This window comes from Nostoc sp. S13 (assembly GCF_029379315.1).
GTDB lineage: Bacteria > Cyanobacteriota > Cyanobacteriia > Cyanobacteriales > Nostocaceae > Nostoc.
Genome location: NZ_JAQYWQ010000067.1, coordinates 1 through 14,351, shown reverse-complemented (window position 1 = coordinate 14,351; position 14,351 = coordinate 1). Strand labels below are relative to the sequence as shown.

Sequence of the window (14,351 nt, the reverse complement as noted above, 5' to 3'; positions counted from 1 at the left end):
CGCAAATTCTCCGCGCGACGGCAGTCGCTACAACTCTTGGAACCCCCCTTCAGGTTCACCAGTCGCCTACGGCGGGAAACCCGCCTACAGCGCTGGATTCACCGCAACGCGCTGCCTCCCCTTTGCGTTTAAATTTCCACCCTCAATTCTCCAAGCTAAGACGCTAAATGATGCAACAGCAAAGAACAGTTGTTACTCCAAACTCACCGCAATCATCTAGTCTTCCCCCTACAGCAATTAAAGTTCATGGCTTACACAAGCACTATGGAAACTTAGCTGCTGTACGGGGAATTGATTTCAGTGTCAACAAAGGTGAAATGTTTGGATTAATTGGCCCTGACGGTGCAGGAAAAACTAGTACCTTTCACATTTTGGGCGGTGTCATGGAAGCAACGGCGGGAGACGTACAAATATTTAATCAACCTGCACGAGATGCCCGATTAATCACAGGTTATCTCACCCAACAGTTTTCTCTGTATTTGGATTTGAGTATTGATGAAAACTTGCGTTATGCCGCAGGGTTGCGGCAAGTCGCAGACAATTTGTTACAAAAACGCCGCAATAAATATTTAAAATTAATGAATTTGGAGCGATTTGGCGATCGCTTAGTGGGACAACTTTCTGGTGGGATGAAACAAAAGCTGGCGCTGTGTTGTGCTTTGGTTTCTCAACCAGAAGTTTTGTTACTAGATGAACCTACCACAGGTGTTGATCCAGTTTCCCGCCGGGAATTTTGGGATGTGCTAGCAGAGTTGTCAGCCGAGGGGATGACAATTGTAGTCGCTACACCATATCTAGACGAAGCTGAACGCTGTCACCGCGTGGCTTTGATGTATAGTGGGCAAATTCATGAAATTGGCACACCCGCAGACTTACGGGCTAACTTAGGCTTGCATCGCTTAGAAGTGCGAACAGCAAATCTGCAAGCGACAGAAGAAATACTCTCCCAGACTATCCAAACAAATATAGTAGATGTGCAAACTTTTGGCGATCGCTTGGATGTCCTCGTCAAAGATATAAAATCCGGCGAAATCCAAGTCCGCGAACTACTGCAACAACATCAGTTACCTTCTCCTAGTATCGAGCATGGCGAACCCACATTAGAAAACGTCTTTGTCACGCGCCTGCGACAACAAGGTTCTGTACCGCAATTTTTACCATTTCCTCGTTCTCGCAAAAGAGGACAGGGGGAGACAAGGGGAGTAGCCATATATGCCCACAACCTCAGTCGAATCTTTGGCAAGTTCCAAGCCGTTAAAGATGTCAACGTCGAAATCCGCTACGGCGAAATCTTTGGGTTGTTAGGTGCTAATGGTGCTGGCAAAACCACCACAATTAAAATGTTGTGTGGATTACTAGAAGCAAGCGGCGGTGAAATTTCCTTGGGTGGTGAAACAGGAAATCTGCGGAGTGCAGACTTACGGCGACGCATTGGTTATATGAGTCAAAAATTCACCCTTTACGACGATTTAACTATTCTGCAAAATCTAGAATTTTATAGCGGAGTTTACGGCGTACCTCGCAAACTCCGACGGGAAAAAATTGATTGGGTAATTGCTACCTGTGGCTTAGAAGGGCAAGCAAATATGATTACTGGGCAGCTACCGGGAGGTTGGAAACAGCGAGTTGCTTTCGGTGCTTGCGTGATGCACGAACCAGATATTTTATTTTTAGACGAACCAACATCGGGGGTAGATCCGTTGGCACGTCGCCAGTTTTGGAAACTGATTAATGACTTTGCCCACAATGGTACAGCCATTTTAGTAACAACGCACTATTTAGAAGAAGCTGAACAGTGCAACCGCATGAGTTTTATGGTTGCAGGAGAAACCGTCACCGAAGGTTCGCCAAGTTCTGTCAAAGCCTCGCAACCGGGACAACTAATAGAAATTATTGTTAATCAAAACCAAGCTGCTTCCAAGTTACTCAAACAACACTTTGAGTCTTGGCGCGTCTCAATTTTTGCTGATAGTTTACACGTTGTTCTCGATCATCCCGAACAGGAAATAAATCAACTAACTCAACTTTTAGAAGCTAATCAAATTACGATCAATTCTTTGCGTCCCATTCCTTTTTCTTTAGAAGATGCTTTTATTGGTATCGTACAACGAGCCCAAGGATAGGAGTAGAAATTTTAGATTTTGGATTTTGGATTTCAAATTTAATTCCAATCCTAAATTTAATTGCTCAAGTCTCAGCCTTCAATACTCAATATATATGAAAAGAATTCTTGCTCAATGTGTGAAAGAAATAGCGCAATTTCGCCGCGATCGCCTGACGTTGGCACTAGCATTTTTATTGCCATTTATCACCTTAATAATTTTTGGCTTCGCTATTAGGTTGGAAAGTAAAGATATTCCCTTAATAGTACAGGATTTCAACCGTACAAACCTAAGTAACAGCTATATTGAACGATTATATGCTACTAATCAATTTGTACCTAAACAATGGTCTGGTGGTAATCCCACACGCGATGCCATAGATAAGGGAATCGCCAAAGCTGCTGTAATTATTCCGCCAGAATTTAGCCGCGATATTCAAGCAGGTAGAAGTACAAATGTACAAGTATTAATCGATGCAACTGATGTTAACAATGCCCGTGTAATTAAAAATAGTATTCAGAGAGTCACAAACTTTTTCATGCAGGAACATGGACTGCTACCCGCTACTAGTAGTATTACAGCACGAATGCGTTTATGGTTTAATCCTGGTAGATTAGAATCGCTGTATATTGTACCAGGAACTTACGGCGTTGTACTGTGGATTTTTCCTTCATTGCTGTCTGCGATCGCAATGGTACGAGAAAAAGAAAAAGGGACGATTTTACAAGTTTATGCTTCGAGTATTAGTGCCACCGAACTATTACTTGGTAAAGGATTAGCATACGTATTAATTGCTATTGCCGAGGCATTAATAGTTATGGTATTAGGCTCAATTATTTTCCAAGTTGGCATAGTTGGCAACCCGATAACATTACTACTTGGCACTTTACTATTTCTGACAGATAGCGTTCTTTTTGGGTTACTTTTAGGAGTCCGTAGCAGTAACCAAAATGCTGCTGTACAAGGCGTTTCTCTCGTAGGCTTTATCACATCCTTATTACTCTCAGGTTTTATTTATCCCCTGAACAATATTCCTTTCCCCTTATCACTACTACCTAACGTAATTCCGGCGCGTTATTACATTAATATCACTCGTGATGCCTTCGTGCGCGGTACAGGATTTGCCGGAGTTTGGTTTGATTTAATTATGCTTACAGCTTTAGGATTAGTATTTTTCAACGTATCACGCCGAGTTTTAAGTCGAATGCAATTACCAAATTAATCTCTCTGTGTTCTCTGTCTTGAAAAGTTCAGATTGCCGGAAGCCGGCGCTCTCTTGGAAAATTGCTCCTCTTGGTGAGGTAGCCCGGTCTTGTTGTCCCAACAAAGAGGGACTACCGAATCCGAAGGGGGAGACCCCAGACGCTCGATGACTCGCTACCGCTTCGCTATCGCTTTTAGCGTCTCCCCTTAGGAGAAGACCGCATTTTCCGCTCTGACTTTTCGCTGTGTCTCTGCGGTTCCTTAAACAGTAAAATTATGAAACTTATTCAGCGATTATTTAATAGTCCTTTTTGGGCATTAGTGCGGAAAGAAATTAATCAAATTCTCCGTAATAAACAATTAATTGTTTTGTTGATAGTCCCGCCGACAGTCCAATTATTACTGTATGGCTTTATCCTCAATCCCGACGTTCATAATTTACGATTAGGTGTCATTGACTATGCTAACGTCAGCGCTAGTCGGGAGTTAGTTTCAGCCATGACATCAAATCGCATTTTTAGTTTAGAGTCTGTACCAAACAGTGAAAAAGCATTGAGTCGTCAGGTAGAAGAAGGAAAGCTAGATGTCGGAGTCATAATTCCTCCCGATTTTCCGCGTCAACTGGCACAAAAATCCGCAGAAATTCAAGTATTTATCGATGCTGTAAATGCCAATACAGCCGGGATTGCAGGAAATTATATGAATCAAATTATCCAACAATATAATCTGCAATTAACTCAAGGTCAAGCAAGTCCCCCAGTTTCATCTGAAGTTGTATTTCTTTACAATCCCGGACTGACGAGTAGTTGGTTTTTTGTACCAGGAGTTATGGGTTTAGTTTTAACATTAATTGGCACATTAGTATCAGCAATTACTGTTGTTCGGGAAAAAGATACGGGAACTTTAGAACAATTATTAATGACTCCGGCTGCTAACTGGCAAATATTACTATCGAAAATTGTCCCTTTAGCATTTTTATTAATGGGAGATGTTTTATTAGCTATCACTTTAGCAACAGTAATATTTCATGTACCATTTCGAGGTGATTTTCTGCTATTTTTTGCCCTATCAAGTATGTATGTATTTGTCGGGATTAGCCTGGGTATTATGTTGGCGACTGTGAGTAGTTCCCAACAACAAGTAGTCCTGACATCTTTCTTTATTAATTTACCAATGGTACAAACTTCTGGCGCGATCGCACCCATTGAAGCCATGCCTCCCTTCTTTCAAATCCTATCCTTACTCAATCCTCTCCGCCATTACATTGCGATCGTTCGAGGCATTTTGCTCAAAGGCGTTGGCTTAGATGTACTTTGGATGAATGTTTTAGTTTTAGTCGCCTTTGCTATTGTGTTATTAACTATTAGTATTAGTAAGTTTCGCAGTCAGTTAAGCTAAAGTTATTGAAACAAAATTCAGTATGAATTCTGTATGAGTGGTGGATCTGAATTACCCACTGATCGTTACTGAGCTTACCGTTGGCGCAGCCTCTCGTAGAGAAGTATTGATTCTGACGCCAAGCCGCAGAGCGTCTCCGGCTCCGCTCCCAATACGGTTCGGATAAGACTTGATCCCCCCAACCCCCCTTTTTAAGGGGCAGGGCTGTTTCGTTCCCTAAAAAGCTTTAAAAATCAAGGGTTATAGCAATTAAAAATTAGTTATTTTGTTACCAGCGTGCCGATAAAATGAACTATCTTACTGATATTTAAGTGCTTAAATGTTCATCTCAGGGTCACTTTTACTTACAATTTTCTCGCTAACCATCTTGACAAATCCTGTTTGAAATGGAATGAAACAGCCCTGCTTTTTAAGGGGGGGGGTAAGAATGGCTCTATTTCCCCCTTTTTAAGGGGGACTAAGGGGGATCTTTAAGGACTATGCACCTTAACCGAACCGTATTGGCTCTGCTCCTGAATTCTGACTTCTTCTTCAAATAAATTCCCTTTATCGAGATGGGTTGACAGGTGCATGTTCCAGCTGACAGTAGGGGCGACTATAGCTTAGTGGTGACTCTAAAGCGTGCCCAAGCAAAAACTCTGGATTGCTCATTACCTTCTCAGTTTCGCCATCATATACGATCTGACCTTGACTGAGAACAACTGTGCGATCGCATAAATCCAAAGCTAAATCTAAATCGTGGGTTGCAATCAGTTGCGTCAGAGGTAAGCTTTGCAGCAACTCAATGAATTGACGACGAGAACGGGGATCTAATTGAGCCGACGGTTCATCAAATACTAATATCTGTGGGTTCATTGCCAAAACTCCAGCGATCGCAATCCGTTTTTTTTCACCTCCAGATAAATTATCGGTATACCGTTGCCCATACCATTGGGGATCAATATCAACTGCTGCCATTGCTTGCAGAACTCGCTGGATTAATTTCTCGCCTTGGAAACCCAGATTCATTGGGCCAAAAGCAATATCTTCCCAAACGGTTGGCATGAACAATTGATTATCTGGATTCTGGAATACTAACCCGACAAAATTCCGAATGTTTCGCAAATTCTCAACAGTTAAAGGCCATTCTCCAATCGTTATCTGTCCCGACTGAGGCATGATAATTCCATTGAGATGTAACAGCAACGTAGATTTTCCTGAACCATTGGCTCCGATTAATGCCACTCGCTCACTTGCTTTGATAGACAAATTAATGTCCTTCAAAGCTTGAGTTCCGTCAGGGTAAGTATAGTTAAGATTTTGAATTGATATGGGATTATGATGCATTAATACAACGTCAAGAAATGTTATTTCCGCCAGTAAATAGCCTGACCCAACAGCGCCAAAATTATAGTTAAACTCAAAGCCACAACGTCAGATCGTCCCCCTGATGCAACTTTTTCCATCATCGGTGGTACTCCTTGATAACCCCGTGATAGCATCGCCTGATAAACCAAATTTCCCCGGTCATAAGTGCGGATAAACAGCGCTCCAATCATATTGCCAAAAATTAAACGGATAGAGCGGTTGTTAGTCATCAGGTTTCGGGACTCGGCTGCTCGACGCATAGCGTTAAACTCGCCAATTAATACGCTGATATAGCGATACATAGATGCCAGAATTGCTACTAATAGTGGTGGAGTTCTCAGTTGGAGCAACGCGTGAAGCAATGCCGTTACCGAAGTCGTTAAAGTCAGTAAGTTCAGTATCAACAGCGATAGCAATGCCTTAAGTGTCACACTACCCAAGATAGTTAGTCCGACTGTCGTAATCTGTAATGGCCCCCAAGACCATAACACCTCGCCCCCACCCCGGAATAACGTACCCAGGAGAACGACACCAATAAATGTTAGCTCAACTGCCAATCGTTTCAGTAGTACTAATAGGGTGATTCGGCTCACTAATAATAGACTCAAGAGAGCTAATCCATAAATAGCCCAAGTCGACCAATGCCCATCTGGCGTTAGGACAATAGCAAACACGAACAACAATGTACAGAGTATCCGGGTACGGGGAGCAAGTTTGTGCCAGGGAGTAATCTGTTTACTATCGACATCCAGCAGAAAGCCCCCAACGTGTAGCAGCATGATGTTAAGTTCGTATCTGTATTTAACAAGAAGAATTCAGCAGTCAGAATTCAGCATGAATTTTGTACGAGTGATGTTAGCGTCCGTTGCGCTTTTTTACGAGCGTTAGCAGCGCGGTCTTCTCCCTACAGCCCTTCTCCTAAAGGAGACGCTACGCGCAGCATCTTTGACAAGAGAAGGGCGGATGAATAAATAGGTTTAAATCCCCGACTGATTGCATTCTGAGTTCTGAATTCTTTTTTAATCTGGCGCATCTGAGTCTGAATAAGCATCATCCTCTGTAGAAGGTGAAGTAGAACCACGCACAACTAACTTGCCAATACCCCAAGCTAAACCAAAAGTTACTAAGGTTCCTACTAGACCAGCCAATGGTGTGGCGATCGCGGATGGTACACCTCTAAGAGCATACTCATTAAATATGCTGTAAAAGGGTAATTTCTGAGCAGGTTTCTGTTTTAGTTCTTGGGTGTCAAACTTCAGGTCTTTTGAGACTCTATCTAGCCCATCTGGATTTTTGCTAGCCAGTGGCGAAAGGAAAATTGCAATCAGCAGAGCAATACCTAAGCCAGTGATGACAAAAGCCCGGTTGCGCGAGTGTGAGAGGTTGCTACTCATAAGTATTCAGTCCTGATTCCATAAATACCTTTTAATACCGAGAGATGGGACGAGAGGCAGATGATTTGATCTGACGGGGCGAATCATAAAATAAGTCTGGTCGAGTCCGCCAAATAAAACTGAGTGCTGCTACAGTAATCAGCGCCTCGCCAATGCCAATTAGGACGTGCCAAGAAGCCATAGCTGTCAAAGCCACCGCTAGAGGAATTGTTCCCGACAAAGCAAGTTCCAAGGCACAGACAACTGAAGCTACGACCACGCTTGTCCAAGCTGCGATCGCCGCGCCAACTACCACTCCTCGCAAGGTATCGCGCCCTGTAGCAAATCTTACTGTGCGATAAAGATAATAACCACCAAATGTACCGATCAATCCCATATTAAAGATATTGGCTCCTAATACCGTCAGTCCACCATCCTGAAACAGAACACCCTGCACGATGAACACTGTCACCATCACTAGTGACCCAGCCCACGGCCCTAATAAAGCTCCTGCTAGCGTTCCCCCCAAAAGGTGTCCCGAAGTTCCGCCAGGAATCGGAAAATTAATCATTTGTGCTGCAAAGATAAATGCTGCACAAACCCCCATTAAAGGTACAGCTCGTTCTTGGTATTCTGCCTGCGATCGCCTAATCGCTAGTGCAATTAGACCGATGGCAATTATCCAGGTGACAACGATAACGGGTAAGTTCAAGAAGCCATCTGGAATATGCATAGCTAAATGCGGCTGTATTACCCAGTACAGCCAGCTGAAGGACGAAATACCCGTGAACGCTACTGTGTTCATATTTAAGAAGTGTCCTTTGCAGCCAGATTATTTAACGGTCTAGTTTCTCAGTAGACCATGTATTCTCTAAAAATTTCAATCCGGTAGGGGGGCATAATATGTCAATAATAAATTATCGACTTCGCTACATCGGTTTTGGGTGCGATCGCTTCTGTCCTCGCTGCCGCAAAATCATGTTGGGCAAACGCGACACACATCTGGCGCGGGTAAGCTAATCGGCATTAGCGACTCATTGAGCCTCACCAGTGTCATAGTCGTAGCGATCGCTCATTGATCACCGATACTACAAATACTTCTGCAACAATAACCCTAACTTTTCCTTCGTCCCTGCTGGTACTTTATCCAACTGAGTCAAAATCGCATACTGCAACGCCGAATGCGCCTCACTCGGTGGTGGATTTTCACTCAACCGCCGCACAGTTTCTTGAATTACCTTTTGAGCATTCACAGCATTCCGCAGCAAATTGCCAATCACCATTTCCACTGTCACACTGTCATGGTCTGGATGCCAACAATCGTAATCTGTCACCAGCGCTAAAGTTGCATAGGCAATTTCAGCTTCCCTTGCCAACTTCGCCTCTGGTAAATTCGTCATGCCAATGATTGTTGCATTCCAACTGCGGTAAAGATTCGATTCTGCCTTAGTGGAAAAAGCCGGCCCTTCCATGCACACATAAGTGCCGCCGCGATGGAGAGTAACTTGTGGTAAATTCAGAGATGCGATCGCATCTGCTAACACAACAGCTAAGTTCTTACAAATCGGATCACCAAAGGCAATGTGAGCAACAATTCCCTCACCGAAAAACGTTGAAATCCGATTTTTTGTCCGATCAATAAACTGATCTGGCACCACCATATCCAGTGGTTTCGCTTCTGCTTTCAAGGAACCCACAGCACTCGCTGAGATTAAATACTCTACACCCAATTTCTTCATCGCATAGATATTAGCGCGAAATGGTAACTCAGAGGGTAAAAGCGTGTGATTGCGTCCATGACGCGCTAAAAAAGCTACCCGTGTACCATCCAAAGTCCCCAGAATCAAAGCATCAGATGGTGAACCAAAGGGGGTCTGGACTTGCACCTCTTCGACATCTTGGAGCGCGTCCATTTTATACAAACCGCTACCACCAATAATCCCAACACTAGCTTGAGCCATGATTCTAAACTCGTTCCTTGATCATCTGCTAAGTTATTTTATCGAAAAGGGGAGTAGCCGAAAATAAAGCGATGTTTACGACGAGCTACGCGCTCGCATTTCGTGCCCCTAACACTCTTGAATTATTACCTATTAGACATAGGCGTGAAAAAGAATGTAGAGACGTAGCAGTGGTACATCTCTACAAGGGTTCTGGATAACGCATATTTAATTTCACCAGATAGTCGATTAATTGTTGGTTTACGTGCAGATAGAAGTCATCACCCAGTTATTCAAGCAATAATTTTGCAATAAAATTTCTGATTGCCCAATGCCCAATATTTGAATTACTCAATATCCTGCTTGCTTGTCTACGACATTCCGCAAGGGCTGACCGCTTTGGTAGCGTTTGAGATTGTCGATAAACAGTTGTGCTATACGCTCTCTCAGGCGTGGCGAAAGGGCTGAACAATGGGGTGTGATAAAGGCGTTTGGTAGCGACCAGAAGGGACTTTCCGGCGGCAGAGGTTCGGTGGCAACAGTATCTAATCCAGCACCCGCAATCCATTCCTCACGTAGTGCGGTGAGCAATGCGGCTTCATCTACTATTGCACCACGAGCAATATTAATTAGGTAAGCAGATTGACGCATAGAGCGCAATGCAGCTTCATCGATCAAGCCTTTAGTTTCTGGAGTCAGTGGTGTAGCAATAACTACATAATCTGGTGCCGGGAGGAGCGATCGCCATTCATCAGCACCCACAATCTTGTCAAAATTTGGTAGGGGTTCGGGATGGCGACGACTACCCCAAACTTGAACTCCAAAAGCTTTGGCACGAGATGCGATCGCTTTACCTATATTTCCTGTGCCAAGAATTAATAAAGTCGCGTCTGCCAACTCTTCGAGAAACACTCCTCTTATCCAAGTGTGTTCATTCTGCAAAGTTTGCAATTTCCGCAGATTCTTGGCGTGATAGAGCATGAATGCCAGGACAAATTCTGAAATTGGAATTGCGTGAACTCCTGCCCCATTAGTGAGGATAATGTCCTTTTGTAAAAAAGTTGGTGTGAGGATGTGATTGACGCCAGCACTCGGTGACTGTTGCCAACGTAGTGCGGGTGCTGCTGTTAGTATTTTGTCAAGTGTAGAAGTTTTCAGGTAAAATCCGTTGACATAAACTTCTGCATCACTGACATCACCATCAAGATTGCCTTCACTATCGACCTGCACAACATTTATATCAGATGGTAGGTGTGGCTCAATATCAGCAATAAGATGATCGGGTAAAATTAGTTTTACCATTTGCTACTCTCCCATTCCATTTTGGATTTTGGACTTTCCTGCGGAACGCTACGCGTAGCTTGCTTCTGTGTTCGCGGAGCGTCTCGTAGAGAAGGAGTACGGCGTGAGCGTTCAGTCGAACGATTTGGGATTTTGGATTGTGCAACCAAATCGCCAGGAGCGCTCGCTATTCATAATCACCCATTACTCTATCAAAATTTGGTAGTTTTTGGGGATGATAGCGACTGCCAATAATTCTTCAGCCGAAGGATTTAGCGGGTGCTTACATCAAATGCGGCAAATCAGAAATAATTTTACAAAATTACTAGTTTTCACTACTTTTTTCTTTGGTCAACTGCTGTATTAATAATTGCACTCCCAAAGCCAACAAACCAATTGCTACTATTGCAAATATTACGCTTCCCAAAGCAACTACACCAACAACCAAAGTCCGAACAGCAGAAGAAATCTTCACCACCAATGGATTAATTGAATGGATAGGCTTAGTTGCAAAATTTGTGGCGATCGCAATCATCAGCGAATACACTGCAAATCCCATTCCTCCCGAAATCACCGCCCCAGTAAAACAGCGTAACGGACTCGTTGCCATCTGTTCTTTAGCATCTGTTTGTGGTGTAAGATTTTGGTCATTCATAACATTTTATATTTTAGATTTTAGATTGAAACATTAAGAATAATTATTGTCCTCAACTAATCGTCATTCAAATTGCGTCTTTATGGCGATTTAAACTATGCAACTTAAAAGTTCATCAACTTATTCCCTATCCTTCATTAACCATCAAGATTTATTTAAACTGAAGATGCCACCTGAATACCATGTGTAATTGTCCGAGTCACAAACAATTCTAAGTCTTGATCAAGAATTGCTTGCCTCACTTGCAGCTTAACTTCTTCTGCCTGCTGTTGAGACTTAAAAAGAGCAAATACTGTTGGCCCCGAACCAGACATCATTGTTCCTAAAACGCCTTCCTGATTTGCAAACACTTCTCGCAGTTGCAAGACTTGGGGATAAGCTGGCAATACCACGCGCTCCAAATCATTGTGCAGTTTTTGGGCAATTTCTCCTGCATCTTTATCCAGGATAGCTTTTACTATTACTCCTGAATGAACTGCACTAGTACGGGCTGCCAAGTTGTCGCTATCTCTAAGATAAGAATTACCAAACTGCTGTCTATAGGTTTTGTATGCCCAAGCGGTGGAAACTTCCAGGCTGCGGTATTTTGCCAACACTATATATATACTATCCAAACTTGGCAGCGGAGAAAGTTGCTCACCTCTACCTGTTGCGATCGCAGTTCCACCCGCGACACAAAATGGTACATCTGAACCAAGTGTGCCTCCTAACTCCTCTAATTCTGACTGAGTTAATCCCAACTTCCATAGTAAATCTATCCCCACCAACACAGCTGCTGCATTCGTCGAACCTCCAGCCAACCCAGCAGCTACAGGAATCTGCTTGTTGATAGTAATCTCCACGCCCCCATATTTAGCAAAGGCTTTAGGAAATTGCCTCACCATTAATTCTGCCGCGCGGTATGCTAGATTACTTTTATCTGTCGGTACTTGTGGGTGGTTGCAGTGAACACGTATGCTGTCAGTGCTGATGGAACACACATCAATTTGGTCTACAAGACCAATACTTTGAAGTATCATCGCTAACTCGTGATAGCCATCAGAGCGGTCGCTAATGATTTCCAGATACAAGTTGATTTTAGCAGGGGCAATTAAACTGTAGGAACGCATTTTGAAAGTTAGAAGTTAGGGGTTATGAGTTGCTAATTGTGAATGGCTAAATTTTGGGTTTTGAATCAAAGCAATCATCTACATATTCACTCTTAACTCCTCACTCCTGACTTTTAACTCCTAACTCATTTGCTAGGATTACCCATTGCTGAACGCTGAGGTCTTCGGCTCTGGCTTGGGGATTTATTTCTAATTGTTCCAGTAAGTGGCTCAGGCGATCGCGTTCCATAATAGATTGCAAATTATTTCGTAACATTTTGCGCTTGGCACCAAACCCCAACTTTAAGAAGTTCTCTAATCGTCCTGGGTTAAGTGCTGGTATTTCTATTTTTCGGGGACGCAATCGCACTACTGCTGAATCAACTTTTGGCGGTGGATGGAATGCGTCCGCTGGAACTGTGCAGATTAACTCACACTCAGCCAAATACTGTACCCGCACACTCAATGCCCCAAAGGCTCTTGATCCTGGTTTAGCATACAATCTTTCTGCGACTTCTTTTTGTACCAGCAACACTATTGAGTCAAATGGTTCAGGGTTAGGGTTGGCGATCGTACCCAGTAGTTTCTCAATAATTGGCCCTGTAATGTTGTAGGGGATATTGGCTACTACTTTATTTGGCTGTTGGAAATTGGGAAAGGCTACCAGGTAAGATGGTAAATCCAGAGTCAGAAAATCCCCTTGCAGCAGTAAAAAATTTTCAGTCTTACCAAGTTGCTTTGCCAATAGTTCGCATAAGTCGCGGTCTATTTCAACTGCAACCAGAGATTGCACTAAGGGTAATAAACGACGAGTCAGAATACCGGTTCCTGGCCCAATTTCCAGGACGCGTTCGCCCTTGGCGTTGGCGGAGCCATCGCTTTCTGTACACTCTGCTGCTTGAATAATTGCGTTGAGCGCCTTTTCACTTTTGAGCCAATGTTGAGCAAAGACCTTACGCGGTCGGATCATCTGTATTTCTTGCCTAGTCTAGTTTTTAGCTTTTTCTCAAAAATTCTAGTTAAAAAATCTGATTGGACAATTATCATGGTAATGCCTTCTTTGCCAGAGCCAATGCCAACCGCAAGGCTTCTCTACCAGAAGCTACGCGTAGGTTGCTTCCCGGTAGCAGTACGCCAACCCACTGAAATTTCTGGATTCATTGCGGTAATTTTTCTTTTTCCCATTTCCCGAAATTTTTTGCTCATAGTCTTGACAAAATTAGTACCTTATAAATTGTGAAATCCCTCTACAGCGCTAGACTCACTCTAACGGATCTTCATATAAGGGACTGCCTATCTTCTCTATATATAAGACGCTCCGCAAACGTCGGGGTAGCGAGCGTAGCCTCTTCGAGTACTCAAATGTCAATACAAGAAGCCTCACCCATAGCATTAAGAGTCTTAAACTGCAAGCTCTGCAACATTTCTGGCTTTTATATAATTAGTTTGGGCATTTTGATTCAGCATAAATCCCTTCACCAAGACTGGCTCCTAGCTTTTTCGATAATTATTACCATAATCATTCAATCTGCATGAGATCCCATTTATGGGCACTAACTAGCAACGTGCATTATTCACACAAGAAGGTTCACCAACTTCCTTTTCGCCTCTCTCGTGTTGCTTAACCCATTCACCTGAAAGTAATGCCAGTCAAAAGATTTGCTCTTTTAGAAAAAAAATAATTTTACCCCTTGACAAACTAGGGGATGACTAGTTACTCTAGTTGAGTGGAAAGGCGAAAGATGCCAACCACCGCTGAACCTAGAAAAACATAATACTTTGAAAGCTTAAGAAAAAAACCAATCCTCGTCAAAAGATTTTAGTTTTGGGATTTCCCAAAAAGATAATCGAATTTATAGATAGGATTCCGGGAAATATTTTTTTTCGGAGCCACAAACTCGAAACACAACAAAACGGAGAGTTTGATCCTGGCTCAGGATGAACGCTGGCGGTATGCTTAACAC

The 14,351-nt window shown here is 43.1% G+C and carries 12 protein-coding genes; 3 read left to right on the top strand and 9 right to left on the bottom strand.

Annotated features, from left to right (window positions below):
- The first annotated feature begins 170 nt into the window (after positions 1–170).
- The 3 genes from PUQ00_RS19845 to PUQ00_RS19835 all read left to right on the top strand — a co-directional run bounded on the left by PUQ00_RS19845 (position 171) and on the right by PUQ00_RS19835 (position 4,703).
- Complete coding sequence (locus PUQ00_RS19845) at positions 171–2,123, top strand: ATP-binding cassette domain-containing protein (protein ID WP_334739203.1); 1,953 nt, start codon at positions 171–173, stop codon at positions 2,121–2,123.
- Positions 2,124–2,217: 94 nt separating this feature from the next.
- Entirely contained in the window at positions 2,218–3,324 is a 1,107-nt protein-coding gene (locus tag PUQ00_RS19840) for an ABC transporter permease (RefSeq protein ID WP_300419809.1), read from the top strand.
- A gap of 257 nt (positions 3,325–3,581) precedes the next feature.
- On the top strand, positions 3,582–4,703 hold the full coding sequence (locus tag PUQ00_RS19835) for an ABC transporter permease (RefSeq protein ID WP_300419807.1): 1,122 nt from the start codon (positions 3,582–3,584) through the stop codon (positions 4,701–4,703).
- Positions 4,704–5,249: 546 nt separating this feature from the next.
- On the opposite strand, the gene PUQ00_RS19830 is transcribed toward PUQ00_RS19835, so the two are convergent.
- The 9 genes from PUQ00_RS19830 to rsmA form a co-directional block, all read right to left on the bottom strand.
- Complete coding sequence (locus PUQ00_RS19830; RefSeq protein WP_300419805.1) at positions 5,250–6,029, bottom strand: ATP-binding cassette domain-containing protein; 780 nt, start codon at positions 6,027–6,029, stop codon at positions 5,250–5,252.
- A gap of 20 nt (positions 6,030–6,049) precedes the next feature.
- Positions 6,050–6,829, bottom strand: coding sequence for a cobalt ECF transporter T component CbiQ (cbiQ, locus tag PUQ00_RS19825; protein ID WP_300419803.1), 780 nt, complete (start codon positions 6,827–6,829; stop codon positions 6,050–6,052).
- A gap of 240 nt (positions 6,830–7,069) precedes the next feature.
- Positions 7,070–7,444 carry a PDGLE domain-containing protein gene (locus PUQ00_RS19820; protein ID WP_300419801.1) on the bottom strand — a complete coding sequence of 125 codons (375 nt, stop codon included), beginning with the start codon at positions 7,442–7,444 and terminating at the stop codon, positions 7,070–7,072.
- A 31-nt stretch (positions 7,445–7,475) separates the two neighbouring features.
- The gene (gene cbiM, locus PUQ00_RS19815) at positions 7,476–8,228 is read right to left on the bottom strand and encodes a cobalt transporter CbiM (RefSeq protein ID WP_300419799.1); all 753 of its coding nucleotides are present in this window, start codon (positions 8,226–8,228) and stop codon (positions 7,476–7,478) included.
- A gap of 283 nt (positions 8,229–8,511) precedes the next feature.
- Positions 8,512–9,384, bottom strand: coding sequence for an S-methyl-5'-thioadenosine phosphorylase (locus tag PUQ00_RS19810; RefSeq protein WP_300419798.1), 873 nt, complete (start codon positions 9,382–9,384; stop codon positions 8,512–8,514).
- A 330-nt stretch (positions 9,385–9,714) separates the two neighbouring features.
- Positions 9,715–10,665, bottom strand: a complete 951-nt coding sequence (locus PUQ00_RS19805; protein WP_300419796.1) for a D-2-hydroxyacid dehydrogenase — start codon at positions 10,663–10,665, stop codon at positions 9,715–9,717.
- Positions 10,666–10,969: 304 nt separating this feature from the next.
- Complete coding sequence (locus PUQ00_RS19800) at positions 10,970–11,299, bottom strand: DUF3082 domain-containing protein (protein ID WP_300419794.1); 330 nt, start codon at positions 11,297–11,299, stop codon at positions 10,970–10,972.
- Between the two features lie 155 nt (positions 11,300–11,454).
- Complete coding sequence (gene ispE, locus PUQ00_RS19795) at positions 11,455–12,408, bottom strand: 4-(cytidine 5'-diphospho)-2-C-methyl-D-erythritol kinase (RefSeq protein ID WP_300419791.1); 954 nt, start codon at positions 12,406–12,408, stop codon at positions 11,455–11,457.
- A gap of 100 nt (positions 12,409–12,508) precedes the next feature.
- Entirely contained in the window at positions 12,509–13,357 is an 849-nt protein-coding gene (gene rsmA, locus PUQ00_RS19790; protein WP_300419788.1) for a 16S rRNA (adenine(1518)-N(6)/adenine(1519)-N(6))-dimethyltransferase RsmA, read from the bottom strand.
- Positions 13,358–14,351: the final 994 nt, after the last annotated feature.